A 26119-nucleotide genomic window follows, 5' to 3' on the forward strand; every position below is an offset into this window, starting at 1 on the left:
AGCGGGCGTCATGGCATCTGGCAGATCCATCAGATTCAAGATCTCGACGCTGCTGGTTCTCCCACTGGTTTCTCTGGTCGGACTCTGGGGTTTCGCCGCGAGCACCACCACCGGTGAGGCCATGGGCCTGCTGAAGGTCGACACGATCTGGTCCGGAGTCATCAGCCACGCCGACTTCCTGGTCTACACACTCGAGCAGGAGCGTCTCGCCTCCGCCGAGGTGATCTCCGGCGGCGTCACCGACCCCGCCCAGCTGGCCGCCACGCGTGGCAAGGTCGACGAGGTCAAGAAGCGGCTCTCCGACGGGGGCCTGTCGGAGACGACGCAGGCCGCCCTCACCCCTGAGATGCGGGGGCGGCTGAAGGACGTCTTCACGGCCGTCGACCGCCTGCCTGAGATCAGGAAGAAGGTCGACAGCCGCCAGCTGGCCCCCGGCGCCCTGATCACCGAATACTCGGCGGTCAGCGACGCGGTCCATCACCTGTACCCGTCGCTGACTCTCGGCACGGACGTCGAGCTGGCCCAGCAGGCGCAGGGTCTGATAGCCGCCAGCGAGGTCCGCGAGCTGCTGAGCCGCGAGCACGCGCTGATCATCGCGGCCAACGGCAAGCCGTCCATGGGCGACATGCACATGCTCGCGAAGCTCGACGGCACGCGGACGTACATGTTCCCCAAGGCCATGGCCAACCTCGACGCCGAGCTGCGGACCCCCTTCGAACAGGTCACCGAGTCCGCGCGCTGGGCCGCGATGGAGCGTGCGCTGGACGGCTACGTCGCGGGCCGGATGCTCGACCCGGCGGTCTGGCGCGGCATGGCCGACCCCGAGCTGAAGGACTACACCCAGGTCATCTGGGACAACGGGGACCGGCTGCTGGCCCGGATGACGCCGGCCGGCATCGCCATCCTCGTACGGGCCGGCGTGGCGGGCATCCTCGGCCTCATCGCGGTCGCCCTGTCCATCTTCATCTCCATCCGGGTGGGCCGGCGCGTCAGCCGTGAGCTGGCGGCGCTCCGCCGCAACGCGCTCGACCTGGCCGAGATCCGGCTGCCCAGCGTCGTGACGAAGCTGCGGCAGGGCAAGAACGTCGACATCGCGGCCGAGGTGCCGCCCATCAAGATGTGCGACGGCGCGACCAGCGAGATCGACGACCTGGCGAAGGCGTTCGACAGCGTCCAGTACACCGCCGTGGACGCGGCCGTCGAGCAGGCCAAGCTGCGCCAGGGCGTCTCCGAGGCGCTGCGCAACCTGGCTCGGCGCAGCCAGTCGCTGCTGCAGCGCCAGCTCAAGCTGCTGGATGAGATGCAGCGCGAGACCGAGGACCCGGAGGCGCTGTCGCGGCTGTTCAGGATCGACCACCTGACGACCCGCATGCGCCGCCACGCCGAGGGCCTCGTGCTGCTCTCCGGCGGCTCCGCCGGGCGCAGGTGGCGCGGCATCATCCCGGTCGAGGACGTGCTGAGCGGCGCCGCCGCGCAGGTCGAGGAGTACACCCGGGTCCGCGTCTACCCGATGCCGGAGTGCGGGGTCTCCGGCGCGGCCGTGGCCGACCTCATGCACCTGTTCGCGGAGCTGATCGAGAACGCCGCCGCCTTCTCCTCGCCGGGCAACGAGGTGTCGGTCCGCGGCGAGCTGGTCGGCCGGGGCTTCGCCGTCGAGGTCGAGGACCGCGGGCTGGGCATGACCCCCGAGGCCCGGCAGGCCGTCAACGAGAAGCTGGAGAGCCCGCCCGAGTTCGAGGCGTCGCAGACCGAGCGGCTCGGCTTCTCGGTGGTCGGCATGCTGGCCGCCAGGCACGGCATCACGGTCACGCTCAAGCCGTCCCCGTACGGCGGCACCACCGCCATCGTGCTGGTACCCACGGCGCTGATCCAGGCCCTCCCGACGCCGGTGCGGATGCCTGAGCTGGAGTCGGTGTCCGTCTCGGTGGTCAGGACGCCTCAGGACGCCAGGACGCCTCAGGACGCCAGGACGCCTCACGACACGACGGCCCCCGGCCAGTTGCCACGCCGCCAGCGCACGGCCAAGCACGGCCCTGAGCGGACCCAGGAGTCGGCGTTGCCCCGCCGGGTGCGGCAAGCCAACCTGCCGGAGCAGCTCAAGCAGTCGCCACCCCCCGAGCAGACTGAGGCTTTCTCGTCCGAGAGCCGCTCACCGGAGGAGGCCAGGGCCCTGCTGTCCTCGCTCCAGTCGGGCTGGCAGCGCGGGCGGCAGGACAGCGATCAGGATGGGGGATCCCAATAGTGACCCATGGGCCAGACGAGTGGGTTGACGAGGAGGCCGGCCCGGTTGTGCGGCCGTACGCGGTGGCCAGGGGGCGCACCAAGTCCTCGGGGCCCGAACTCGACCTGCTGGCGACCGTGTCGCCGACCGGCCTGCCGGTGCCCGCCAAGGCGGAGCTGAGCGGCCAGCACCGCCGGATGATGGACTGCGTCACCGCTCAGACCAGGCCGGTCGTCGAGATCGCCGCCGAGCTGAACCTGCCCGTTGGGGTGGCCAGGGTACTGCTCGGAGATCTGCTCGACTACGGCCTGGTGGCGGCCCGGCCGCCGCTCGCCAAAGCGACGACCCCCACGGAGAGTCTGCTCAGAGAGGTCATCAACGGTCTTCGGGCCCTCTAGTTCGCCGAGGCTAGTTCGCTGAGGTCATGGTCCTCAGCGAATGCTCGACCAGCGTGACCATGACCTCCTTGGCCGAGGTACGCCGCCGCACGTCACAGAGCAGCACGGGCACGTCGTCGTCCAGGTCGAGCGCGATCCGCACGTCGTCCACGCTGTGCCGGTCGGCGCCGTCGAAGCAGTTGACGGCCACCACGAACGGCGTGCCGCGCTGCTCGAAGTAGTCGACGGACGGGAAGCAGTCGGTCAGCCGCCGGGTGTCGGCGATCACGACGGCCCCGAGCGCGCCGTAGGACAGCTCGTCCCACATGAACCAGAACCGTTCCTGCCCCGGGGTGCCGAACAGGTAGACGACCAGGCCTTCGCGGATCGTGATACGGCCGAAGTCCATCGCGACGGTGGTGGTGGTCTTGGCCTCCACACCGTCGAGATCGTCGACGCCGACGCCGCGATCGGAGAGCACCTCCTCCGTGCGTAGCGGCCTGATCTCACTGATCGCGCCGACCAGCGTGGTCTTGCCCACGCCGAACCCCCCGGCGATCAGAATCTTCAGCGCGACGGGGTCCTCAGAGAGCACGGAGTCCATTGATCACTTCCTTGAGAATGCGCTCATTCGGACGCGGCCCCTTTTCCGAGGGGGACGTCACCGAGATGAGGCCGTGGTCACGCAGGTCGCCGAGCAGCACCCGGACGACGCCGACGGGCAGATCGAGCTCGACGGCCACGTCGGCCACCGTGATCGGGTTACGCGCTGCCCGCAGGATGAGCAATTGCTCGGGTTCGAGATCATACGACTCCGGGTCACCGACGACGGAGACGATCGCCATGAGGTCGAACGCCTCCCCGGAGGTTCTGGTGCGCCCGCGAATGAGGGCGTAGGGCCGGACGACCGGCCCCGCGTCCTCGTCAAGCCACCGCGGGGGTTCGTTCATGACGATGTCGCCCTGGGGTTAGTGGATATGTGCTGCCCCACCCGCTTGACGAGCATCGCCATCTCGTAGGCGATGTGTCCGACGTCAACGTTGGCGTCGGCCAGCACGGCCAGGCAGGTGCCCTTCCCCGCCGCCGTCACGAAGAGGAACGCCGACTCCATCTCGACGATGGTCTGGCGTACGTCGCCGCCGCCGAAGTGTCGTCCCGTGCCGCGGGCCAGGCTCTGGAACCCGGCGGCCACGGCCGACAGGTGCTCGGCGTCCTCGCGGGACAGTCCCTTGGAGTAGCCGACCGCCAGGCCGTCGGTCGACAGGATGACGGCCTGGCGTACTGCTGCGACCCTGGTCGTCAGGTCGTCGAGGAGCCAGTTCAGCTCACCGGTGTTGGTCGTCGGCACACTCATGCCTCCCCCTCCTCATTCGCTTCTTCTCGGGCGCGTTGCGTTCCCCGCTGGTAGGCGGAGAACAGGTCCCGTACCTCATCGGGAGAGCGCTCTGTCTTCTCTTCCGGTTCCGGCTCAGACGGCTCGTCCGTCTTGAGCTGGGGTGCCAGATTTGCCTGTTTCACTCGCCTCGGCAGCCCGGCATGCGTGCCGTTCACCACCGCGAGCGTCTTCTTCTTGGTACGGCTGGGCAGCGCCGGCGCCTCGCCGTCGCCGCCCGCCTCGAGTGCGGCCTGGTCGTGGACCAGCCCACGCGGCACCAGCACGATCGCGGTGGTGCCGCCGAAGGGCGAACGGCGCGTCAGCACCTGGATGCCGTGCCGTTCGGCCAGCCTGGCCACCACGAACAGGCCGAGCCGGTCGCTGTCGGCCAGGTCGAACTCCGGCGGGTTGGCCAGCAGGGCGTTGAACGCCGCGTACTCGCCGGGCGCCAGCCCCAGTCCTCTGTCCTCCACCTCGATCGCGTAGCCGTTGCTCACCAGGTCGCCGCGGACGACCACGGTGGTGCTCGGCGGCGAGTAGATGGTGGCGTTCTCGACCAGCTCGGCGACCAGGTGGGTGAGGTCGGCGGCGGCGGCTCCGTCGAGCGCGCTGCCGGGCATGGCCTCGACGGTGACCCTGGTGTAGTCCTCGACCTCGGCGATCGCCGCCCGGACGATGTCGACCACGGGCACCGGCTTGCGCCAGGCCCGGCCGGGGGCGGCGCCGGACAGGATGATCAGGCTCTCCGCGTGGCGCCGCATGCGCGTCGTCAGGTGGTCGAGGCGGAAGAGCTCCTCCAGCCGGTCCGGGTCGTGCGTGCGGCGCTGCATGCCGTCGAGCAGCGCGAGCTGGCGGTGCAGCAGGCCCTGCTTGCGCCGGGCGAGGTTGAGGAACACCTGGCCGATGCCGCGCCGCATCGCGGCCTGGCTAACGGCGGCCTGTACGGCGGTGCGCTGCACGGAGCCGAACGCCTTGGCCACGTCGACGATCTCGGCGGCGCCGCTGACCTTGAGCGGCTTGGCCTCCTTCTTGACGTTGACCTCCTCGCCCCGGCTCAGCCGGTCGACGAGGCTGGGCAGCCGGTTGTCGGACAGCTCCACGGCCGCGGACCTGAGCGCGGCCAGTTCGCCGGCGAGGCGGCGGCCGAAGCGTACGGAGATGATGATCGAGGCGAGCACGGCGATCAGCCCGAGACCGCCCGCGGTGCCGATCTTCACCATGGTGGTGGTGGCGGCGTCGAGCGCGCGCTCGCTCAGCACCTCGCCGGACGACGCGCCGAGCTTGTCGAGCTGCGCCGTGAGCCGGTCCACGGTCGCGTTCCACGTCGCGCCGTCGGCGGGTGGGGCGCCGCTCGCGATGATGCGCGCCTCCATGGCGGTGAAGTCCCTGAAGGGCTCGCCGGCGAAGATCTGCTCGTACGGCCTGCGGAGCGCCGTGTCGAGTCCGGCCTGGCCACGGGCGCTGAGGAAGGTGCGGGTCGCGACGTACTCGGTGAACGCCGTGAGCTCCGGCTCGGTGAGCCGGTGGTCGATGAGCGCGCCGCTGAGGAGCGCGTGCTCGCGGGCGATGATCTCCCGGGCGTTGCCCATGGCCTGCAGCGACGACGCCTGCTGGAAGAGCGGCAGGTCGGGCACCGAGACGAGGTGGTCGTAGAGCCGGAAGATGGCGTCGAGGACCCGGTTGTACTCGTTGAGGCTCGTCAGCCGGGAGCTGATGCCGCCGTCGATGTCGGCACGGATGGAGCCGAGCCGGTTCAGCTCTCCGGTGAGGGTGTCGAGGGAGGCGCGCAGGTTGTCCTTGATCGCGTCACCGGCCGTCACGGCGGACTTCTGGAACTCGGCGACGGACTTGTCGGTGCGGGCGCGCTGTGTCCCGAGCTCTTGGGTGAGTTGACGGGTGGTGACCGCCACGGCCGATTGGGCCCGCTCGGCTTGGAGCTGTAAGCCCAGGTCGGTGGAGGTGAGGCCGATCGTCTGATAAAGCGTGTTGGCTCTTAACAGGGCCTGGCCGTCACCCACGGTGAGATTGAGGGCAAAGCCCCAGAGCGCACTCAGAGACAGGAGGGGTAGCAGCAGCAATAAGAAGATCTTGAACCGAATTGACCGGTTATGCGAGCCCATGTCCCAACCTCGGAGTCGAGGGGTATTTGCACACTCTGTGTAAACACACCTCCGGAAGATCGCACAGGAGACTAGCACCGATTATGCTTCCGGCGCAGTGGGAGGAACGCGTTGATTAGCGTGATTACTGGGGCCAGTGCTGGCATCGGTGCCGCTGCGGCGGCCGAGCTGTCACGACGGGGGCACCGGGTGGTGCTCGTCGGTCGTGACGAGGCTCGGCTCAAAGCCGTGGCCGATGGGTTGAGCGGGCCGGACGCCGATGTTTTGACCTGCGACTACACATCGCTTGACGACGTTCGTAGGCTCGCGGCGGTGTTGCGTGAGCGTTATGACCGAATTGCCGTATTGGCCAACAACGCGGGCATCATGAGTCCGGGGCGCCAGATTACGGTGGACGGTCACGAGCTGATGGTTCAGGTCAACCATCTCGCCCCCTTTCTGCTGACCGATTCTCTAACAGATCGGGTCGACAGGGTAGTCACCACTTCTTCACGGGCGGGCAGAAGCGGCCGGCTCGACCCGGACGACCTGTCGCGTGAGCGGCGACGATGGAACGGCTGGCTCCAGTACGGCGACACCAAACAGGCGAACGCCCTGTTCACGGTCGCGCTGGCGGCCCGCGGGGTGGCGGCCACCTGTTTCCATCCCGGCGTGATCCGCACCGGGTTCGCGGCGCAGACATGGATCATGCGGATGTTCCTGGCCGTGCCCGGCTACGCCAAACCGCCCGAGTACGGTGCGCGCACGCTGGTGCACCTGGCCACGCACGCCGACGGTGAGCAGCGCGCAGGAGCCTACTTCGCGAAGCGGGCCCCGGAGCCGGTCCCGTCCGCGATGTCCGACCCCGCCCTGGCCGAACGTCTCTGGCAAGCCAGCCTCACCGCCCTGAAGGGCTGACGCCGTCAGGCCCCAGCGTCCTGAACTGCTGAACGTCAGCAGGCCGGTCCCAGCGCGCTGAACCGGCATCAGTGCCCTGAACCGGCATCAGTGCCCTGAACCGGCATCAGTGCCCTGAGCGTCACGTCGGCAGTTCGCTGATGGCCCGGTGGGCGGCGGTGATGGCCGCGTCGGCCCGGGAGGCCGGCACCGAGTCGCAGTTGGCGATCGCGATCCTGCCGAACCGCCGGCGCGCCAGGTCGGCGGGGAACGGGCCGTCCGGGTAGAAGGCGTTCCACGGGCGGCAGTACTCCGGGGCGTACCCATGGCCCCAGCGGTTGACCGTGATCGCCTCTATGTCGGCGGCCGGGTCGAAGCCGCCGGGGCCGAGCAGGCGGGCGAGCTGGTCGCGGATGGTGTACTCCAGGCGGCTGTAGGGCGTGTTGAGCAGCTCGTTCCGGCCCGTGGCGGCGCCCGCGGCCGGGCCCAGCTCCGAGCGGCACGTTGCGGCCAGCATGCGTACGTTGATCGGGCTGCCCGGCTTCTTCGGGCAGTCGTAGCCGGGCATGGTGACCGGGTGGTCGAGCTCCGACAGGCACCAGTAGGCGCCCGTCCAGCGGGTGCGGTCGATGCCGAGACGCTGCCACGCCTCCCAGTCGCGCAGTTGCACCATGGCGTCAACCACCGGCATCTTGACCGCGTCGCGCAGCGCCTGCTTCTGGTCCTCGGGTAGGTCGGGGACGAGGTAGGGAATGACCATGTTCCAGCAGGCCAGGACGACCGCTCCGGCGCGGACCGTACGCACCCGGTGGCCGTCGAAGTAGCCGACGGTCGCGGTGCCCGCGGTGTCGGGCGGGCCGTCGTTGCGCGCGCTGACGGCCGTGCTCGACAGCCGGAAACGGACCCGGTTCGCGGGCAGGTCGAGCCGGCCGTAGTCGAAGGAGGCGGTGGTGATGCCGTCCATGGAGGTGGAATCGGTGAAGCCGGGGATCATCCGGCCGACCATCATGCGGACCAGCGCCTGGTTGCCCTCGGGGAAGTGGTAGATGTTCGGGTCGGCCGCCTTCCACTCCTTCTTCATGCTGGGCGAGCTGAATCGCGAGGGCTTGCCGGCCTCCAGCCCCAAGCCCCCGAAACCGGGATAGTCGCTGCCCCAGGCGTCGATCGCGCCGAACGTCTGCGTGCCGTACCCCCACATGACGCTCGGCATGGTCCGGCAGAACAGCTCGACGTCGGGGTGCACCTGGCAGACCTTCAGCAGGAAGTCCGAGTAGGTCAGCGCGGCCAGCCGCTCTTCCTTCCGCTCCTGCGACAGGCCGGGGAACCAGTCGCGCGGCTTCTCGAACAGCATGACGAGGTCCTTCTTGGCCTGCTCGGCGATCGGCATCGGCCTGACCCACTCTTCGGTCCGCGTCGTCGGGGTGATGCGGACGAGAGCGTCCCTCCGGAACGTCTCCCGATCGCACATCACACTGCGATGCATCCCGAGTTCGCCGTACAGGCGTTGGTCGAAGTACCGGTCGAACCTCTTCAGCTCGACGCCGAGCTGGTGGAGCAGGTCCTTGCCCTCGGGCGTCCACACCGAGGGCGTCCTGATCGACCGCGAGCCGCCGCAGCCGACCAGCGGCCCGCTGCGGCCCGCGGGGTGGAACTCGTTGCGCCGCGCGTGCCCGCCGATCTCGTCGTGGTTGTCCAGGATGAGGATGCGGGCCCCGGGGTTGCGCCGGTGCCACTCGAAGGCCGCGCTCACCCCGCTGATGCCGCCGCCGACCACCACCAGGTCGTAGTGCTCGCCGGTGGGTACGGGGGTGCCCGCGTGCTGCCAGAAGCGGCCGTCGCGGAGCGCGTGGGCGACGCTGAGCGACTCCGGGGTGCCGCCCCGCAGTCCGGTCAGGCTCGGCGGAGAGACCTCGGCCCGGGGAATGCCCGGCGGAAAGGTCTCGACGGCGTCCGGCGGGCCCGGTCGCGACGTACAGCCCGCCGACGCTCCCAGAGCCAGCGTGCCCACCGCCATGGCGACGCCGTCCAAGAAGTCGCGGCGCGAAATAGGCCGGTCCATCCCGAGGTCGCGCGCCGAGCGCGCGTTCATGTCGCTCATGCGCCGATCCTCAGGACTCCGGGTAAAAGCCGCTTCCTGCCGCGCAGTGCTTCGAGAAACATTTTGCGTGACCTATTACCGCGAATGCCTGTTTGGAGTAGCGTCCGAAATATCACGACGGGGGGAGTCCGGGTGGTCGGCAAGCAGGGCAGGGTCACTGGCAAGATCGGCCCTGGCCTCGTCGGCGAGGTCATGGTCCCGGTCAGAGGTGGCGTGGAGGCTTTCTACGCCCATCCGACCGTGCCTGACGAGGAGTTCTCCGTCGGAACGATCGTGATCGTGGTGGACTACTTCCCGCCGCGAACGGTCTATGTGGCCCGAGCACTCGTCTAGGGAGGCCCCCGATGTCCCCCGAGCTCTACCTTCTCGGCGGCGGCATCCTCGTCGCCGTCATCGTGCTGATCCTGCTCTTCAAGGCCGTATGGCGGGTCGCCGAGCCCAACGAGGCCTTGATCATCTCGGGTCTCGGCGCGCGCCGGCGCGGCGAGGGTCCGGACAGCCTCGGCTTCAAGATAATCACCGGCAAGGGTACGGCGGTGCTGCCCGGCTTCCAGACGTCCAGGAGGCTGCGCCTGGACACCCGGGCCGCCAATCTCCAGGTCTCCTGCGTCACCCAGCAGGGCATCCCCGTGCACATCCGCGGCGTGGTGATCTACAAGGTGGGCGACGACCTGTCCTCGATCGCCAACGCCGCCCGGCGCTTCCTCGACCAGCAGGACTTCATGACCGGCGCGATCCACGAGCTGTTCACCGGCCATCTGCGCTCGATCATCGGCAACCTCACGGTCGAGGACCTGATCCTCAACCGGGAGCGGCTGACCAGCGAGACCAGGGCGTCGGCCGCCGACGAGATGAGCAAGCTGGGCCTGATCGTCGACTCGCTGCAGATCCAGGAGATCGACGACGAGACCGGCTACATCGTCAACCTCGGCAAGCCGCACGCCGCCAAGGTCGCCTCCGTCGCCCGCATCGCCGAGGCCCTTCGCGACCAGGAGGCCACCGAGGCCGAGCAGGCCGCCGCCGCCCGCAAGGCGGCCGCCGTACGCGAATCCAAGATCAAGCAGGCCGGTTACCAGGCGGAGATGGACCAGGCGGCGGCCAGGGCCAGGCAGGCGGGGCCGCTGTCGGAGGCGACGGCCAGGCAGGAGGTCGTCGTCCAGGAGACGAGAGCCGCCGAGCTGGAGGCGCAGTTGTCCGAGCAGCGGCTGCAGTCGCAGGTCCGCAAGCCCGCCGACGCCAAGGCGTACGAAACCGTCACGCTCTCCCAGGCCGAGCGGGACGCCCGCATCGCCCAGGCCGAGGCGGAGGCACGGGAGACCGAGCTGCGCGCCGTCGCGCAGGCATCCCAGGTCAAGCAGGCCGCCGCGGCCGAAGCCGAGTCCGTGCGGCTGCGCGGCGAGGCGGCGGGCGCGGCCACCAAGGTGGCGGGAGAGGCCGAGGCCGAGGCCGCCAAGGCGCGCGGACTGGCCCACGCCGAGGCGGCGAAGGCGCTCGGGCTCGCCGAGGCGGCGGCCGCGCAGGCCAAGGGCCTGGCAGAGGCGCAGGCGATCAGCGCGCGGGCGCAGGCGCTGAAGGAGAACCAGGAGGCGGTCATCGCCCAGCAGCTGGCCGAGCGCTGGCCCGAGGTCGTCGAGGCGGGCGCCAAGGCGTTCGGCAACATCGACCACATGGTGGTGCTCAACGGCGCCCAGGGCGTGGAGGAGATGCTGGCCAAGGCACTCACCCTCGGCGGCACCGGCCTCGGCCTGGCCAGGGCGCTGCTCAACGGCGCGACCCCGAACGGCGCGACCCCGAACGGCTCCGAACCGGAGTCCTCCGGCAAAGCGCAATGAACCGGCTCGCCGTCACGAACAGCTGAGCCGGGAAGTCCCTCGGCCTGATCGTCGACTCGCTGCAGATCCAGGAGATCGAGGACGCCACCGGCTACATCGCCAACCTCGGCCGCCCGCACGCCGCCGCCGTGTCGGCGCTGGCCAGGACCGCCGAGGCGCAGCGCGACCAGGAGGCCAACACCGCCGAGCAGGAGGCCCAGATCAAGAAGTCCGCCGCGATCCGCGAGGCCCGCATCCAGCAGGCCGGCTACCAGGCGGAGATGGACCGGGCCGCGGCCCAGGCGAAGCAGGCCGGGCCGCTCGCCGAGGCCACCGCTCGCCAGCAGGTCGTGGTCCAGCAGACGACGGCCGCCGAGCTGGAGGCCGTGCTGGCCGAGAAGCGGCTGGAAGGCGAGGTACGCAGACCGGCCGACGCGCGGGCCTACGAGCAGGTCACCATCGCCGAGGCGGATCGGCGGGCCGCCGTGGCCCGGGCTCAGGCCGAGGCGGAGGGTATCCGGCTGCGCGGGGAGGCCGAGGCCGAGGCGACCAGGCTGCGCGGCATGGCCGAGGCCGACGCGGCGCGGGCCAAGGGCCTGGCGCAGGCCGACGCCATCAAGGCCCGCGCCGACGCGCTGGCGCCAACCAGGAGGCGGTCGTCGCCCAGCAGCTGGCCGAGCGCTGGCCCGAGGTGGTCGAGGCGGGCGCCAAGGCGTTCGGCAACGTCGAGCACATGGTGGTGCTCAACGGCGCCCAGGGCGTGGAGGAGATGCTGGCCAAGGCGCTCACGCTTGGCGGCGCCGGTCTGGGCCTGGCCAGGACGCTGCTCAACCGGCCCGCGTCGGAGGCGCCCGTAGTCGCCGCACCCTCACCCGCACCCAACGGAGCAAACTCCGAGGTTGTTCGCGAGTCACCTGAATTACGCGAATAGCGCCGTTGCTCGGATCGTTACTCCGCGATTCCTCTAGCGTTTTATCGTCAGTCGCTTGAGGGGAGTGGAGAATTCATGCTTAAGGCTCTTTCTCTCATTTGTCTGAGCATGATGGCCATATCGGGATGCGCCGCCGATGAGGTCGTGGGAGCGCCCCTGCCGGAGGTGTCGCCGGCCGCCGATCCGTCCGGCACCACGCCCGTCGACCCGTCCGCCACCCCGTCCCCGTCCCGATCCACGCCCGGAGCGGCCAGGCTCCGGGCCGGCCTGCTGCCCACTCCCAAGGGCATGAGCCTGGCCTACGGGCCGGAGGCCGGGGCGTTCGGCTCGCTCAAGTCCACCAGGCAGGGCCTTTCCGCCGTGCGCCAGGCCAAGCTTGACCGGCCCGAGTGCGGCGGGGCCGGTCAGCTGGACCTGAGCAAGCCCGAGGTCGCGGAGGCGCCCGCCGCGGTGGTCGCGTTCTCTTCCGGCAGCGACTCGATCACCCAGGCGCTGGTGTCGATGCCCGCCTCCGCCTTCCCCGCGCCGCTGCCCGCGCAGTGCGCCGCCTACGGGGCCGAGGTGCACGGCACGCGGGTGACCTACCGTACGCGCGAGCTGGACATGCCCACGCGGGGCGAGGAGTCCCGGGCCTACCTGACCACGGCGTCGGGCGGCCATAGCGCCGCGGAGGTCGGCTCGGTCGTCATCCGGCGCGGCAAGGTCATCATGAGCATGCTCGTCGTCGGCCGGAAGGTGGCGCCCGCCGACCTGTTCGAGCTCGCCGGCCTGGCCGACCAGAATCTGGCCCGCATCACCAGATGACCTGGCTCACCGGGCCGGCCGTAAGAGAAAACTAGACAAGCACGTGATCGTCCGGCCGGCCCACAAAAGAGAATTGGGCGTTCCGGGTGAGTTTGATGTGGTCGGCCTGCCAGGTGTGCATGGAGGCGTCGGCGCTGCGCCAATAGACGAAGTTGAATCGGTCCGCGGAATAGATCTTGACGCTGTCCTCCTTCAGCCTGCGCACCAGATGCGTGTCCTCGCCCCGGGTGATGTCCGCGAAGCCGTACGACCGGAACATGTCCGCCTTGCCGAGGAACGTCCCGCCCTGCACGAGGAAGGAGTAGCGGTGCTCCAGCCCCGGCAGCCGCAGCATGGTGGTGTTGAGGCCCTCGAAGTAGGAGTAGTGGGCGCCCTTGCCGACCAGCTCCGCGTCGGTGTAGTCGAAGGCCCTGACCAGGTCCGACAGGTAGTGCTCGCCGTACAGGTTGTCGTCGTCCATCTTGGCGATCAGGTCGCCTTCGGCGGCGGCGATGCCCAGGTTCATGCAGGCGCCGAGTGACAGCTCGGCCGAGGCGGGCAGGACGACGACATCGGAGATGCCCGCCATGCGGGCCTTGTCGGCCACCACCACCGGGTCGATGTCCAGGCCGTGCAGGACCATGACGAGCTGCAGCGGCCGGTGGATCTGCTTGGCCACCGAGGAGATCGCGTGCTCGATCTGCGCGGCCCGGTTGGTCGGCAGGACCACGGAGATCGACCGGGCGCCGGTGGAGACGGGCCGCCCCAGGAAGCGGAGAATCTGGTCCACCCGGTGCGTGAACAGGTGCTTGTCGAACACCTCGCGCATCGCCAGGTGCCCCATGCGGGCCCGCAGCTCCGGGCTGTTGATCAGGTGTAGCACCTGGTTGTACGACTCGACCGGCTCGCGGGCGATCGGCAGCAGCTCGCCGAACGTCTCCTCGATCGCCCTGGACCACCCGGAGACGACCGGCGTGGAGCAGGCCGACAGCTCGAACACGCGGCGCGCGCACATCGTGGGCGAGTCGAGCACCGAGTTGACGTTGAGGAAGACCTTGTACATCCGGTAGGCCGCGAGCATCTGGTCGTAGGGGAGCTCGCCCACGATGTGCGGGCGATACTTCTCCGGCCAGGCGTACTTCTCGTCGACCTCGCCGTTGCGGGCGAAGATGTGCAGGCCCAGCTCGCGGATCGGGTCGATGACCGTCTCCATCTGCTCGCGGCGCTCGGGATGCTTGTCGCGGAAGTACATGCCGGCGAAGACGACGTCGTGCAGCCGGCCCTGCTTCTGCTGGATCGGGTTGTGCACGCGGGGCTGGGCGGCGAACTGGAGCACGTCCACCCGATCGTGTCCCAAAGTTTCACGATATTTCGGCACCATGTCACCGTCGCAGGTGAACACGTAGTCGAACAGTTTGGCCGTGTCGATGAAGAACTCGAAGTTCGGCGGGTCCTCCTTGTTCCAGAAGACCGTCGGAATCCCCTCGGCGCGGCACCACGCCACGAGATCGCGCAGCGGGTCCTTGGGGGCGTTCGTCCCGGTCATCTGGTAGCGCCAGCGGCCCTGGTTCCCGTGCCAGGCCGACTCGCAGAACAGCAGGTCAGGCCGCTTCTCGGCGAAGATCTCCGGCCAGTCCTTGAGCCCGAACTCGATCTGGTCCCACTCGTACCTGAACGCCAGCCGCGAGAAGTCGTCCAGGATGACGGCGACCTTGAGGTCCGGCCGGTTCACCGGCCCGAGCGGCCACTTCACGGTCGGCACCTCGACCTGCGGCGGCCGGTGGTTGGCCGCCGCGACGGCCAAGCTCACCGGGACCGGGGCCTTGGGCGCCCGGTCCTTGGACCGGACCGCCTCCAGCACCTTGCCCGGACTTTTCGACCCCAGCGCCTCGCCCAGCTTGAAGGTCCGCTTGGCCTGGGTGGCCTCCAGCTTCCAGTTGGCATAGGCGGCCTTGGCCTCGGCTATCTCCAGCCGCCGGCGCAGCTCCCTGATGTCCGCCTCATAGCGCTCGACGAGCTTGCGCTCCTCGGGCAGCCAGTTCACGGGGCCGAGTCGCTGGTACGTGGGCTCTTCAGGGGTTTCGGCCATGGGGATGCACGCCTTATCGCTTAGCGGAGGTATGTCATGGTACGGCGGGGACCGTACGGAATGAGGGGGTTATTCGGAACGCGCACCCTGTGCGGCAGGCGAGAGATTGTCCCCCTTGAGCCAGGCCGAGATGACCCGGGCGATCCGCGGCCCGGCGGCGCCGTCCCACAGCGGCGGCAGCTCACCCGACGGCGTCGCGGCCCCGTCGGCCAGCGCCTTCCCGGCCGCGGCCGGCAGCAGGGCCGGGGTGACCAGGCGGTTGGTCCCATGCGTGATCGTGATCGGCCGCTCGGTGTTGGGCCGGACCGTCAGGCACGGCACGCCCAGCATCGTCGTCTCCTCCTGCACGCCGCCCGAGTCGGTGACCACCAGCGCGGCGCCCCGGACGAGTGAGAGGAAGTCCACATAGCCCAGCGGCTCGATCACCTTGACCGAGGGGCCGTCGACCAGGCCCGCCTCGGCCAGCCGGGTACGCCCCCTGGGGTGGATCGGCACCACGATCGGGATCTGGCGAGCGACGTCCAGCACGGCCGAGACCAGTTCCTTGGCCGCCTCGGGGGTGTCGACGTTCGCCGGGCGGTGCAGGGTCGCCACGGCATAACGAGCCGGTATGTCCAGCCTGGCCACCACGGGCCCCGGGTCCAGCGAGGGCAGCGCGGAGAACAGACTGTCGATCATGGGGTTGCCCACCAGGTGCACCTTGGCGGCGGGCACGCCCTCGGCCGCCAGATGCGAGAGCGCGTCGGGCGAAGTGGCGAAGAGCAGGTCCGACAGGGAGTCGGTGACGATCCTGTTGACCTCCTCCGGCATGCCCCGGTCGAAGGAGCGCAGGCCCGCCTCGACGTGCGCGGTGCGTACGCCCAGCTTGGCGCAGACCAGGATCGCGGCCAGCGTCGAGTTCACGTCGCCGTAGACCACCACCAGGTCGGGGTCGTGCTGGAGGACGACCTCCTCCAGGCCGACGAGCAGCGCCGCGGTCTGCTTCGCGTGACTGCCCGAGCCGACACCCAGATTGGCCACCGGCTCCGGCAGCCCGAGGTCGGCGAAGAACACGTCGGACATGAGCGCGTCATAGTGCTGACCGGTGTGGATGATGCCCTGCCGCACGCCGAGTTCACCGAGTGCCCGCACCACCGGGGCCGCTTTCACGAAGTTGGGACGAGCGCCCAGAACGTGCAGGACCAGGGGGTTCTCCCTCATTGACCTCGCCTTTCATAGCGGAAGGGAAAAAACGCTGCCTATGGTACGGTCACCGCGTGGCATCCGACGCCAGTCGTGAAGACTCCCCAAGACCAAACGGCAAGGTTTCCGCCAAGTCCGCTAGAGCCGGTGTCGGCGGCCTTATCAGGGGCTTCGTGCAACACCCGATCATCGTCTCCCGCGTCGTCATGACGAAGGTGAAGGCCGATCCGGTGCGCGTGGCACAGGCGGCGGCCGAGTCGCTCCCGCCGGCGCTCCGCCCCGTCGTGGGCAAGGTCGCCTGGCCGGCCGCCCGCCGGGCCAGGCGCGCGGTCCGCAAGTTCAGCATGCGGGTGCTCAAGGGGCCGTGGAACGAGGCCAAGGAGCACTGGGACCAGGGCCGGGTCAGCGAGGCCGCGGCCGTGCTCGAAGCGCACACCAAATACCCCTTCGTCAAGCGCAGGGCCGCCTACTACCGGGGTGAGCTGGCCGCGATCAGCCCCGACCCGATCCCGCCGCAGCCCAAGGTGGCCGTCGCGGACCGGGTGGCCGGGCGGGTCCTGCACTGTGTGACCAACGCCCTGCCGTACACACAGGCCGGCTACACGGTCCGTACGCACCGCATCGTCATGGCGCAGCAGGCCAAGGGCCTGGATCCGCACGTGGTGACCAGCTGGGGCTGGCCGATGCTGCAGGGGCACGCCGACGCGCCGCCGTTCGAGGAGCTAGACGGGATCCCCTACTACCGGCTGCTGCCCGACGGGCACGGCGAGATGCCGTTCGAGACCCGCGGGCGGATCATCAAGGGCGCCGAAGGGGTCACCAAGCTCGTCGCCGAGCTCCGGCCCCAGGTGCTGCACGCCGCCACCGACCACCGCAACGGCTCCATCGCGCACGCCGTACGCGAAAGGACCGGCACGCCGTTCGTCTACGAGGTCCGCGGCTTCCTGGAGGAGACCTGGGCCTCCCGCGACCCCGGCCGGATCGGCAGCCAGCGGCACGTGCTCCAGCGCGAGCGCGAGGCGTTCCTGATGCGCGAGGCCGATGCGGTCGTCACGCTGGCCGAGACGATGGCCACGGAGATCGTCGAGCGGGGCGTGCCCCGAGAGCGGATCTTCCTGGCGCCCAACGCGGTCGACGACTCGCTGCTCACGGCCTCCTACGACGGCGAGGCGTTCAGAGCGGGCATGGGCATCGCGAAGGACGAGATCGTCGTCGGGTCGGTGTCCAGCATCGTGGGCTACGAGGGATTCGCGACGCTGCTGCGGGCCGCGGCGCTGCTGCGCGACGGGGGCACGCCGGTGCGGGTGCTCATCGTGGGCGACGGCACCGAGCGCGAGAACCTGCTGGAGCTGGTCGGCCAGCTGGGGCTGACGAGCGCGCTCCTGCCGGGCCGGGTGGGCCCGGACGAGGCGCTGCAGGCTCAGGCGGCCATCGACATCTTCTCCTGCCCGCGCGAGGACCTGCGGGTGACCCGGCTCGTCACGCCGCTGAAGCCCGTCGAGGCGATGGCGCTCGGCAAGCCGGTCGTGCTCAGCGACCTGCCCGCGCTGTCGGAGCTGGTCGGATCCGACGGCGCCGGGCTGCTGGTGCCGCCGGGCGATCCCGAGGCGCTGGCCAAGGCGCTCGGCGCGCTCAGGGAGGATCCTGCCAGGCGCGCGGCCATGGGTGAGGCAGGCCGTGCCGAGGTGGCCGCCAAGCGTACTTGGGGCCGAGTTGCCGAAACTTACCGGTCCCTCTACCGCTCCATTACCGAACGATGACCTTCAGATTGGCTGTCTGTTGTGACGGGTTCGGCAGCATTAGGCGTGAGCTAGGTGGACTTGAGATAGCCTTTGCGACCATGAAGTGTTGTTTCCGGCTCTCTAAGGCACTGCTGTGACAGAAATCGACTTGGCTGTCATCGGTCTGGGCTACGTCGGCATGCCGCTCGCCAAGGAGGCGGTCGCGGCCGGTATGCGGGTCGTCGGCGTGGACGTCGACTCCCGCAAGGTCGACGCGCTCAACGCCGGACAGTCCTACATCGATGACCTGACCGATGCCGATCTCGAGCACATGCTGGCCAACGGGTTCAGCGCCACGCTCGACGAGTCCGTGCTGGCCAAGAGCAACACGATCGTCATCTGCGTGCCCACCCCGCTGGACGAGGACCACCGACCGGACCTCTCCGCCGTCGAGGGCGCCACGGGGTCGGTCGGGCGCAATCTGAGCAAGGGCACGCTGGTCGTCCTCGAGTCCACGACGTGGCCGGGCACCACCGACGAGGTGGCCCGCCCGATTCTCGAGACCTCGGGGCTGGTCGCGGGGGAAGACTTCTACCTGGCCTTCTCGCCGGAGCGGATCGACCCGGGCAACCCCAAGTTCGGGCTGCGCAACACGCCCAAGGTGGTCGGGGGCTACACGAGCACCTGCCGCGACCGCGCGACGGCGTTCTACGGCCAGTTCATCGAGCAGGTCGTGCCGGTCAGCGGCACGCGCGAGGCCGAGATGGCCAAGCTGCTCGAGAACACCTACCGGCACGTCAACATCGCCCTCGTCAACGAGATGGCGATCTTCTGCGACGAGCTGGGGATCGACCTGTGGGAGTCGATCGAGGCCGCGGCCACCAAGCCGTTCGGCTTCCAGAAGTTCCTGCCCGGTCCCGGCGTCGGGGGTCACTGCATCCCCGTCGACCCGTCGTACCTGTCGTACACGGTGCGCAAGCTCGGCTACCCCTTCAGGTTCGTCGAGCTGGCCCAGGAGATCAACGAGCGGATGCCGTCCTATGTGGTGGCACGGGTACAGCGTCTGCTCAACAGGCATAAAAAGGCCGTAAATGGCGCCAAAGTGGTTATGCTCGGCGTGACCTACAAGCCGGACATCGCCGATGAACGGGAGACCCCGGCCCTGCCGGTGGCGCGTGCGCTGCTGGAACTGGGGGCCGAGCTCACGTTCGCGGACCCGCATGTCAAGGAGTGGTCGGTCGACGGCACCCCGGTGCCCCGTGAAGAGGACCTGGCCGAGGCCGTGGTCGGCGCCGACGTGACGCTGCTGATGCAGCAGCACGCCGCGTTCGACCTCGACATGGTCGAGGCTAAGGCCAGGCTCGTGCTCGACACCCGCGGTGTTCTCACCGAGGGTGAACGCGTCGAGCGGCTGTAGCGACGGAGGGCTGCGCGCAGTGCACGTGCTCGTCATGACGGTGGTGCATAACCCCGAGGACGCGAGGATCCTGCATAGGCAGATCCGTGCCCTCGTGGATGCAGGTCATGAGGTCACGTATGCCGCCTCGTTCACCGCCCACGGGGTCGTGCCTCGCCCTTGGGTCAACGGCGTCGATCTGCCCAGGGCCGCGCAGCGTAAGCGCATGGCCGGGGTCTGGGCCGCCCGCAGGCTGTTCAAGCGCATGCGGCGCAAGGTCGACATCGTGCTGATCCACGATCCGGAGTTGCTGTTCGCGATCTGGGGCGTGCGTAACCGTCCGCCCGTGGTCTGGGACGTCCATGAGGACACCCCGGCGACGCTCTCCCTCAAGCCGTGGCTGCCGTCGCTGCTGCGGCCCCCGGTACGCTTCCTCGCCCGCCTGCTGGAGGGCACGGCCGAGCGCCACCTGCACCTGCTGCTGGCCGAGACGGCCTACGCGGGCCGCTTCAAGCACGCCCACCTGATCGTGCCGAACGAGACCTGGGTCCCCGACTCGGTCACGCCGCCCGGCGACGACCGGGTGGTGTACCTGGGCTGGCTGTCCAGGGCGCGCGGTGTGACCGAGGCCGTCGAGGTGGCCCGGTTGCTCCAGCCGTACCGGGTGGCGGTGGAGCTGATCGGCTACGCCGACCCCTACAGCCGGCCGATGCTCAACCAGGCCGTCACCGAGGGCCTGCTGGAGTGGCGCGACTTCATGCCCAACGACGAGGCGCTGAAGCGGCTCGACGGCGCGCTGGCCGGACTCTCGCTGCTGCACGACGAGCCGAACTACCGCCACTCGATGCCCACGAAGATCGTCGAGTACATGGCCCACGGCATCCCGGTCATCACGACGCCGTCCCCCCGCGCGGTCGAGCTGGTCGAGCGGTACGACAGCGGCGTGGTCGTCCCGTGGGAGGACCCGAAGGCCGTGGCCCAGGCCGTACTGACGCTGAGGGACGACGTACGGGAGCGGCGGGCGCAGGGCGCGCGCGGCTACGCGGCGGCCCGCGCGAACCACCACTGGCCCAACTCGGCCAAGAGGTTCGTGGCCCAGCTCGAATCGTGGGCCGGCGTCAAGAACTAAGGCGTCATGAACTAAGGCGCCATGAACTAAGGCGTCATGAACTAGCGGCTTATCCTCGGCAGACCACTAGGGCGGTAGGTTCCTCAACGTGCGCTGGCTCCTCGTGCTCCTCGGCGCCGCGATCCTGGCCGCGGTCGCGGCCGTGATCGTCGTGCTGCCCAAGAGCGATCCTCCCAAGAAGGCGAGCCAGCAGGTCAAGGCGACGCCGACCCGCGTCGAGCCCACCCCGAAGGTGAGCGAGATCACCGACCAGTGTGGAACGTTCGAGACCAAGGAGAAGGCCCCCTACGCCGTCACCGGATACTGGATCACCCCCAAGTCCAACCGCTGCACCTGGCGCCATCAGCTGGAGGACATCCACAACCTCGGCGGCGACACGGTCATCAGGATCGGCTACGGCCTGCAGTTCCGTACCACCGACGACGAGGGCCGCGTCCTGACCAAGGACGGCCAGCTCGACCCGCTCTACAAGGACTGCGAGGAAGACGGCCTGAGCTGCCGCGACGCGGCCGAGCGTGATCTGCGGGAGGCCAATCCGAAGAATCGCGTCTCCCGCTTGTACGCCTACCGCACCGACGAGTCGTTCGGGCCCGGCCTGTTCCGCTGCTCCCAGATGGAACGCAAGATCACCGTGGGCAAGCGGGTGTACTTCCGCGTCCTCACCCCGATGGACGGCGGCTCCGACGACTCCACCTGCGACTTCACCAAGGCCAAGCCGTACGACATGATCCTCATCGCCGGCTCGGACACCGACAGCCTGACGCAACTCCTCGACCTCGGCGAGCAGTTCGGTGTGCAGGTCTTCCCGGCGCTCCCGCTCGCGCCGCGCGACCCCAAGACCCCGACCCGGGCCAACAACAAGCACATCGACACGCTCAGGACGCTGACCCGCCGCATCCTGCAGGACTACGGCGCGCGCTTCGCCGACCGCGCCTCGCTCGGCGGCGTCTACCAGCCGTTCGAGGTGCAGATGGCCGACACACTCGCCGGCAACCCCACCCTCGAGGTGTACGCCGAGCAGCACCAGATCGTGGAGCAGGAGCTGCACAAGCCCATCCTCATCAGCCCCTACCTCGACGCCCGCAAGCGCGTCCCCTTCGGGCAGACGCCCAAGCAGGTGGCGGCGGCTTTCGTGGCGCTGGCCAAGACCGGGGTGGGCATCATCGCGCCGCAGGACAGCCGCGGCACCGGCAAGGTCGGCCTGTTCTGGCCCGACCAGCGCGACACCGAGGTCGACGCGCGGCTGCGCCCGGTCGTCGGCGAGACCACGTACGGCACGGCCTACCACGGCTCGACGCGCGACTACTACCGAGAGATGTCCCTGGCCCGCGACCAGATGCTCCAGGCAGGTCTCGACGTGCAGCTCTGGGCGAACGTCGAGGCGTTCGAACCCTCGGGCGACCGTCCGTGCGCCGCGCAGGGCACCCGCGGCAAGACCGACAAGCAACGCCTGGACCAGGCCGTCACGATGGCCGGCAGGTATGTTCAGAAAATCGTCTCCTACATGTGGAGCGACTTCATGACCTGCGGCTCCCCGTCGCTGGAGACGGAGATCACGCAGGACTGGCAGCGGCCGATCGCCGTGGACGCCATCCGCCGCTCCCGTGACATCCAGGACGGCCTGGAGGTGCGCGGATACCACCTCAAGGACGGCACGATCACCCTCCAGTACGGGGACGAGCTGAAGGAGCTGGTGGTCTCCGCGGTGGGCTGGCTCGACGAGGACCCGCTGGAGGATCTGCCGGAGGGTATGCAGACGGCGTGGGTGCCGTTCGACTGGGCCCAGGTGCCGCCGGACGAATGGGTCAAGGTCGGCGTGAAACTTCCCTCGGGCAAGGCCACCACGGAGCCGCTCCACGTCCGCATCGCGGCGTGAGCGCGCCCGCCGCTGAGGGCGCCTTGGGCCGGTCGGCGTGTAACGTGCCTGCCATGGTCCCGAGCATCCCGGTCAGCGTCGACCTGGTCGTGCTCACCGTACGCTGCCAGGCCCTGTGCGCCCTCGTGTGGCGCCGGGACAACCCGCCGTTCCTGCGGCGCTGGTCGCTGCCCGGCGGCTTCATCCAGCTCGACGAGGACCTCCCGGCGGCGGCCCAGCGCATCCTGGCCGAACGCGCCGGCCTCCCCGGCGCCCCGGTGCACCTGGAGCAGCTCCAGACCTACGGCTACCCGGACCGCGACCCCCGCCAGCGCGTGGTCAGTGTCGCCTACCTCGGCCTGGCTCCGGACCTGCCGGCCTCGGAGAAGGCCCACATGAGCTGGCAGCCCGTCGACACCCTGTCGGTGATGGCCTTCGACCACCGGCGCATCATGCAGGACGGCATCGAGCGGGCGCGGGCGAAGCTCGAATACACCTCGCTGGGCGCCGCGTTCTGCCCACCGGAGTTCACGGTGGCGGACCTGCGGCGGGTGTACGAGATCGTCTGGGGCCGTCCCCTGGACCCGCGCAACTTCCACCGCAAGGTCACCAAGGCGGAAGGCTTCCTGGTCGAGACGGGCGCCACCACCACCCGCGACGGCGGCCGCCCGGCCAAACTCCACCGCCGCGGCCCCGCCGAGCTCCTCCACCCCCCGATGCTGCGCGGCCGCCCTTAGAAGAGGGTCGATTCGCGCCCGGCGAGGCGCAGCGGCGGCGGGTAGCCCCTCCTCGGAGAGGGGGACAACCAGGGCTCGTGCACGTACGCGTCGGGGACTTCGGCCAGCTCTGGCACGTGGGCGCGGACATACAACGCGCGCCACGGCCCTGCCTGGACATGGGAGCGGCTCCAGGAGCGGCGGGCTCGGCCGGTTCGCGCTGGTCCGCCCTCGGTCGCAGGCGCAGCGAGGCCCGCGCCGCCTCCGCCGGTGCGACACCCTCCCGGATCAACCTGTTCATCTCCTCCAGGCGGAGAAGATCCGTGGCGTCGTAGCGGCGGTGCCCACCCCGGCTGCGGCCGCTCGGGCCGATGCCGTACCGCAGGTTCCAGGTGCGCAACGTGGGCGCGGGCACGCCGAGCCGCCGGGACACGGCACCGATGCCATATCCCGTTTCCACCGAATCCTGATACTCAGCCATGGCTCCGCCCATTCTTTCGAACGATCGGCCTTCACGGTTGCAGCGAACCGCCTCACGCCGGAGACGACGCCCCCAGCCTGGCCGCCGCGGCCTGCGGATGCGGATTGCGCCAGATTTGTTCAGCGGGCTGAGGATTCGCAATAATGTTCAGCATGCTGAACAAATGGCGGTCGGGTCACGCCCTCGTGCTGGGCGTTCTGGCCTGCGCCGTCCTGACCGGGGTGGTGTGGCTGCTCGGGCAGCGCCTGAACGGCATCGCGCACCTGCCGGACCAGGGCGCGTCCTGGTACTACTGGAAACTGCCGGAGCCGACCCCCTGGACCCGGCTGTCGGCCTGGATTCCGTACGCCGCCCACCAGCTCGCGCTGTGGGGCCTGATCTACTACGCCCAGACCAGGGTGCGGACACCCACCAGCGGACTACATCGGGTCAACCTGGTCGCCCTGGCGGTCAATGCGTCCTTCATCGTCGTGCACCTGGTGCAGACGCAGCTGTTCTACGACGGCCTCGCCCAGGACGTGTCGATCTTCAGCTCCCAGGGGTCGGTGATCCTCCTCCTGGTCTTCGTTCTCATCATGGAGAACCGGCGTCGCGGCCTGTTCTTCGGCAAGCCCGCGCCGATCAGCGAGCAGGTGGTCGACTTCGCCCGCCGCTACCACGGCTACCTGTTCAGCTGGGCCGCCGTCTACACCTTCTGGTATCACCCCATGGAAGCCACCAGCGGCCACCTGATCGGGTTCTTCTACATGTTCCTGCTGCTCCTCCAGGGCAGCCTCTTCCTCACCCGCGCACACACCAACCGCTGGTGGACTGTGACGATGGAACTGGCGGTGGCCGTCCACGGCACACTCGTGGCCGTGATGACCAGCGGTCCCGACGGCTTCTGGCCGATGTTCCTGTTCGGCTTCCTCGGTGTCTTCATCATCACGCAGATGCACGGGCTCGGCCTTCCGCGCGTGCTGCGGTGGACACTCGCCTTGGCCTACACCTTGAGCGCGATCACGGTGTACGCCGCACGCCATGACGTCGCAGGGGTCCTGGCGGCCGGACGCATCCCGGCCATCGAGTACGTGCTGGTGACCGTGTGCGCCGGGTTGATCTGGCTGGGCCTCGCCACCGCACGATTCCTGCGCTCGCGTCCGGCCGTCCGCGCCAGTGGGCGCCCAAGGTCTTGATGCTCGCGGCGGCGCGAGGCTTTGCGACAATGAGCCGGTGGCCGACATCGACTCCTGGCCCACCGGCCGGTTGCTGTCGGTGGCCGCGCGACTGGTTGAAGGGCGCTTCTACGAGTTCCTCGCCTCTCATGGGCTGACCCACGCCGGGCTCATCACCCTGCATCACCTGGCCGAGGGCCCGCTGGCGCAACGCCGTCTGGCGGTGCTGTGCCGGGTCACCGACCAGACGATGAGCCGCACCATCGAGCGCCTGCGACGGGCAGGGTACGTCGACAAGCAGGTCGACGGCCAGGACCGCCGGCGCGTGCTGGTGACGATCACGCCTGCGGGGTCCCAGGTCCTGGCCCTGGCCTACGAAGCGGAGCGAGAGTCGGAGCACCTGATGGGCGCGGTCGACGACTATGAGCAGTTCAGGCAGCAACTGGTCAAGCTCATCAAGACCGTCTGACCGTACGGTGCTCACCGCATGTCGGTGACGGATGCCTCCCGATGCTGCCCTGCTGGTCGGCTTCTTTTAGGGTGAAGCCATGCCTCGTTTCCGCACGATTCTGGACACCATGCCGGCGTACAAGGCCGGCAAGGCGGTGACGTCTCCTGACGGCCGCTCGTACAAGCTCTCCTCCAACGAGTCGCCCTATGACCCGCTGCCGTCCGTGGTCGAGGCGATCGCCGAGGGGGCGCGGCAGATCCACCGCTACCCCGACCCGGGGGCGATCAAGCTGACGGAGGCCATCGCGGAGCGGTTCGGGGTGCCGGTCGAGCACATCGCGCTCGGGGCGGGGTCCGTCACCGTGGCGCAGCAGCTGTTCGAGGCCGTGAGTGAGCCCGGCGCCGAGGTGATCTACGCGTGGCGGTCGTTCGAGGCCTATCCGCTGCTGGCCGACCTGGCCGGGGCGGTGTCCGTCAGGGTGCCGCTGGTGGGGGAGGACCACGACCTGGACGCCATGGCCGAGGCGATCACCGACCGGACACGCATGATCTTCGTCTGCAATCCCAACAACCCCACCGGCACCGTGATCCGCCGGGCCGAGCTGGTGGCCTTCCTCGACCGGGTGCCGGACGACGTGCTGGTGGTCCTGGACGAGGCCTACCGCGAGTACGTGCGCGACGAGGACGTGCCCGACGGTCTCACCCTCTACCGCGACCGGCCGAACGTCTGCGTCCTGCGTACCTTCTCCAAGGCCTACGGTCTGGCCGGGCTGCGCGTCGGCTACCTCGTGGGACATGAGGCGGTGGCGGCGACCATCCGGAAGACGATCATCCCGTTCGCCGTCAACCACCTCGCGCAGATCGCGGCGATAGCCTCCCTGCGCGCGGAGGAGGAGCTGATGGAGCGGGTCGACACGGTGGTCAAGGAGCGGACCCGGGTGCGTGAGTCGCTCATCGCCCAGGGCTGGACGGTCCCCCTGACCGAGGCCAATTTCGTCTGGCTGCGGCTCGGCGACCGCACGCTCGACTTCGCGGCGGCGTGCGCGGCCGAGGGCGTGGCGGTGCGGCCGTTCGCGGGGGAGGGCGCCCGCGTCTCGATCGGCGACCCGGAGGCGAACGACACGTTCCTCGCGGCGGCGGCGGCCTTCAAGGCGAGTTGACAGCTTACGAGTTTTGGGTCTGTAATGGCCCTCTTGTCGCGTGTCGCCGGCCGGAGGACGTCGGCGGCATGGAGGCACCGGTTGTAGGGGATGATGTCGTGACTTCTCACTTCACAGGCAGCGCCTGATCTGATCGCGCGCCCGCGCGTCGTCCCCACGCCCGGTGGTGTCCCGCACCACCGTCGCACGCGAAT

General features: G+C 69.4%; 22 protein-coding genes and 1 pseudogene. 15 read left to right on the forward strand and 8 right to left on the reverse strand.

The window, feature by feature from the left end:
• Positions 1–10 precede the first annotated feature (10 nt).
• Both AB0H88_RS38710 and AB0H88_RS38715 read left to right on the forward strand, forming a co-directional pair.
• Positions 11–2242 (forward strand): nitrate- and nitrite sensing domain-containing protein, encoded by a 2232-nt coding sequence (locus AB0H88_RS38710; RefSeq protein WP_357653502.1) that lies wholly within the window; start codon positions 11–13, stop codon positions 2240–2242.
• Positions 2242–2619: a DUF742 domain-containing protein gene (locus tag AB0H88_RS38715; RefSeq protein WP_357653504.1), complete on the forward strand. Its 378-nt coding sequence runs from the start codon at positions 2242–2244 to the stop codon at positions 2617–2619. The genes AB0H88_RS38710 and AB0H88_RS38715 overlap by 1 nt, the downstream gene beginning before the upstream one ends.
• A 10-nt stretch (positions 2620–2629) precedes the next feature.
• Here AB0H88_RS38715 and AB0H88_RS38720 read toward each other — a convergent pair whose 3' ends face one another.
• Genes AB0H88_RS38720 through AB0H88_RS38735 form a run of 4 tightly spaced genes read right to left on the reverse strand, consistent with a single transcriptional unit; the run spans position 2630 to position 5991 of the window.
• Positions 2630–3202 (reverse strand): ATP/GTP-binding protein, encoded by a 573-nt coding sequence (locus tag AB0H88_RS38720; protein ID WP_225300026.1) that lies wholly within the window; start codon positions 3200–3202, stop codon positions 2630–2632.
• Complete coding sequence (locus AB0H88_RS38725; protein ID WP_357653506.1) at positions 3183–3548, reverse strand: DUF742 domain-containing protein; 366 nt, start codon at positions 3546–3548, stop codon at positions 3183–3185. Before AB0H88_RS38725 ends, AB0H88_RS38720 begins: the two co-directional genes overlap by 20 nt.
• On the reverse strand, positions 3545–3952 hold the full coding sequence (locus tag AB0H88_RS38730; protein WP_357653508.1) for a roadblock/LC7 domain-containing protein: 408 nt from the start codon (positions 3950–3952) through the stop codon (positions 3545–3547). Before AB0H88_RS38730 ends, AB0H88_RS38725 begins: the two co-directional genes overlap by 4 nt.
• On the reverse strand, positions 3949–5991 hold the full coding sequence (locus AB0H88_RS38735) for an ATP-binding protein (protein WP_357653510.1): 2043 nt from the start codon (positions 5989–5991) through the stop codon (positions 3949–3951). The genes AB0H88_RS38730 and AB0H88_RS38735 overlap by 4 nt, the downstream gene beginning before the upstream one ends.
• A 222-nt stretch (positions 5992–6213) precedes the next feature.
• Between AB0H88_RS38735 and AB0H88_RS38740 the strand changes: the two genes are divergently transcribed.
• Positions 6214–6990 (forward strand): SDR family NAD(P)-dependent oxidoreductase, encoded by a 777-nt coding sequence (locus AB0H88_RS38740; RefSeq protein WP_357653673.1) that lies wholly within the window; start codon positions 6214–6216, stop codon positions 6988–6990.
• Positions 6991–7111: 121 nt separating this feature from the next.
• On the opposite strand, the gene AB0H88_RS38745 is transcribed toward AB0H88_RS38740, so the two are convergent.
• On the reverse strand, positions 7112–9067 hold the full coding sequence (locus AB0H88_RS38745; RefSeq protein ID WP_357653512.1) for an NAD(P)-binding protein: 1956 nt from the start codon (positions 9065–9067) through the stop codon (positions 7112–7114).
• A gap of 132 nt (positions 9068–9199) precedes the next feature.
• Between AB0H88_RS38745 and AB0H88_RS38750 the strand changes: the two genes are divergently transcribed.
• From AB0H88_RS38750 to AB0H88_RS38765, 4 genes are all read left to right on the forward strand, one after another.
• On the forward strand, positions 9200–9400 hold the full coding sequence (locus AB0H88_RS38750) for a hypothetical protein (protein ID WP_225300038.1): 201 nt from the start codon (positions 9200–9202) through the stop codon (positions 9398–9400).
• Between the two features lie 11 nt (positions 9401–9411).
• Positions 9412–10899, forward strand: a complete 1488-nt coding sequence (locus AB0H88_RS38755; protein WP_357653514.1) for an SPFH domain-containing protein — start codon at positions 9412–9414, stop codon at positions 10897–10899.
• Positions 10900–11027: 128 nt separating this feature from the next.
• Entirely contained in the window at positions 11028–11735 is a 708-nt protein-coding gene (locus AB0H88_RS38760) for a hypothetical protein (protein ID WP_357653516.1), read from the forward strand.
• A gap of 182 nt (positions 11736–11917) precedes the next feature.
• Positions 11918–12613 (forward strand): hypothetical protein, encoded by a 696-nt coding sequence (locus AB0H88_RS38765; protein ID WP_357653518.1) that lies wholly within the window; start codon positions 11918–11920, stop codon positions 12611–12613.
• Between the two features lie 31 nt (positions 12614–12644).
• Here AB0H88_RS38765 and AB0H88_RS38770 read toward each other — a convergent pair whose 3' ends face one another.
• Positions 12645–14681 carry a glycosyltransferase gene (locus tag AB0H88_RS38770; RefSeq protein ID WP_357653520.1) on the reverse strand — a complete coding sequence of 679 codons (2037 nt, stop codon included), beginning with the start codon at positions 14679–14681 and terminating at the stop codon, positions 12645–12647.
• A 69-nt stretch (positions 14682–14750) separates the two neighbouring features.
• The gene (gene wecB / locus AB0H88_RS38775; protein ID WP_357653522.1) at positions 14751–15881 is read right to left on the reverse strand and encodes a UDP-N-acetylglucosamine 2-epimerase (non-hydrolyzing); all 1131 of its coding nucleotides are present in this window, start codon (positions 15879–15881) and stop codon (positions 14751–14753) included.
• A 155-nt stretch (positions 15882–16036) separates the two neighbouring features.
• Between wecB and AB0H88_RS38780 the strand changes: the two genes are divergently transcribed.
• The 5 genes from AB0H88_RS38780 (at position 16037) to AB0H88_RS38800 (ending at position 22701) form a co-directional block, all read left to right on the forward strand.
• Complete coding sequence (locus tag AB0H88_RS38780; RefSeq protein ID WP_357653524.1) at positions 16037–17623, forward strand: glycosyltransferase family 4 protein; 1587 nt, start codon at positions 16037–16039, stop codon at positions 17621–17623.
• A gap of 115 nt (positions 17624–17738) precedes the next feature.
• Complete coding sequence (locus AB0H88_RS38785; protein ID WP_357653526.1) at positions 17739–19001, forward strand: nucleotide sugar dehydrogenase; 1263 nt, start codon at positions 17739–17741, stop codon at positions 18999–19001.
• A gap of 19 nt (positions 19002–19020) precedes the next feature.
• Positions 19021–20109 carry a glycosyltransferase gene (locus AB0H88_RS38790; protein ID WP_357653528.1) on the forward strand — a complete coding sequence of 363 codons (1089 nt, stop codon included), beginning with the start codon at positions 19021–19023 and terminating at the stop codon, positions 20107–20109.
• Positions 20110–20197: 88 nt separating this feature from the next.
• Positions 20198–21985 (forward strand): DUF4434 domain-containing protein, encoded by a 1788-nt coding sequence (locus AB0H88_RS38795; protein WP_357653530.1) that lies wholly within the window; start codon positions 20198–20200, stop codon positions 21983–21985.
• 53 nt (positions 21986–22038) lie between these two features.
• Positions 22039–22701, forward strand: coding sequence for an NUDIX domain-containing protein (locus tag AB0H88_RS38800; RefSeq protein ID WP_357653531.1), 663 nt, complete (start codon positions 22039–22041; stop codon positions 22699–22701).
• Positions 22702–22945: 244 nt separating this feature from the next.
• Here the strand turns inward: AB0H88_RS38800 and AB0H88_RS38805 are convergent.
• A pseudogene (locus AB0H88_RS38805) lies at positions 22946–23173 on the reverse strand (MerR family transcriptional regulator); the annotation flags it as partial.
• Between the two features lie 140 nt (positions 23174–23313).
• Between AB0H88_RS38805 and AB0H88_RS38810 the strand changes: the two are divergent.
• The 3 genes from AB0H88_RS38810 to hisC all read left to right on the forward strand — a co-directional run bounded on the left by AB0H88_RS38810 (position 23314) and on the right by hisC (position 25925).
• Positions 23314–24336, forward strand: coding sequence for a hypothetical protein (locus AB0H88_RS38810; protein ID WP_357653533.1), 1023 nt, complete (start codon positions 23314–23316; stop codon positions 24334–24336).
• Positions 24337–24373: 37 nt separating this feature from the next.
• Positions 24374–24784, forward strand: coding sequence for a MarR family transcriptional regulator (locus AB0H88_RS38815; RefSeq protein ID WP_357653535.1), 411 nt, complete (start codon positions 24374–24376; stop codon positions 24782–24784).
• Between the two features lie 79 nt (positions 24785–24863).
• The gene (hisC, locus tag AB0H88_RS38820; protein WP_357653536.1) at positions 24864–25925 is read left to right on the forward strand and encodes a histidinol-phosphate transaminase; all 1062 of its coding nucleotides are present in this window, start codon (positions 24864–24866) and stop codon (positions 25923–25925) included.
• Positions 25926–26119 lie beyond the last annotated feature (194 nt).

The organism is Nonomuraea sp. NPDC050680, assembly GCF_040654555.1.
Lineage (GTDB): Bacteria > Actinomycetota > Actinomycetes > Streptosporangiales > Streptosporangiaceae > Nonomuraea.

Bases quoted from the DNA above. Each gene is read 5' to 3' on its own strand.
- AB0H88_RS38765 (WP_357653518.1), top strand. From the start codon at position 11,918: ATGATGGCCATATCGGGATGCGCCGCCGATGAGGTCGTGGGAGCGCCC.
- hisC (WP_357653536.1), top strand. From the start codon at position 24,864: ATGCCTCGTTTCCGCACGATTCTGGACACCATGCCGGCGTACAAGGCC.
- AB0H88_RS38745 (WP_357653512.1), bottom strand. From the start codon at position 9,067: ATGAGCGACATGAACGCGCGCTCGGCGCGCGACCTCGGGATGGACCGG.
- AB0H88_RS38725 (WP_357653506.1), bottom strand. From the start codon at position 3,548: ATGAACGAACCCCCGCGGTGGCTTGACGAGGACGCGGGGCCGGTCGTC.
- wecB (WP_357653522.1), bottom strand. From the start codon at position 15,881: ATGAGGGAGAACCCCCTGGTCCTGCACGTTCTGGGCGCTCGTCCCAAC.
- AB0H88_RS38730 (WP_357653508.1), bottom strand. From the start codon at position 3,952: ATGAGTGTGCCGACGACCAACACCGGTGAGCTGAACTGGCTCCTCGAC.
- AB0H88_RS38770 (WP_357653520.1), bottom strand. From the start codon at position 14,681: ATGGCCGAAACCCCTGAAGAGCCCACGTACCAGCGACTCGGCCCCGTG.
- AB0H88_RS38810 (WP_357653533.1), top strand. From the start codon at position 23,314: ATGCTGAACAAATGGCGGTCGGGTCACGCCCTCGTGCTGGGCGTTCTG.
- AB0H88_RS38720 (WP_225300026.1), bottom strand. From the start codon at position 3,202: ATGGACTCCGTGCTCTCTGAGGACCCCGTCGCGCTGAAGATTCTGATC.
- AB0H88_RS38800 (WP_357653531.1), top strand. From the start codon at position 22,039: ATGGTCCCGAGCATCCCGGTCAGCGTCGACCTGGTCGTGCTCACCGTA.
- AB0H88_RS38755 (WP_357653514.1), top strand. From the start codon at position 9,412: ATGTCCCCCGAGCTCTACCTTCTCGGCGGCGGCATCCTCGTCGCCGTC.
- AB0H88_RS38710 (WP_357653502.1), top strand. From the start codon at position 11: ATGGCATCTGGCAGATCCATCAGATTCAAGATCTCGACGCTGCTGGTT.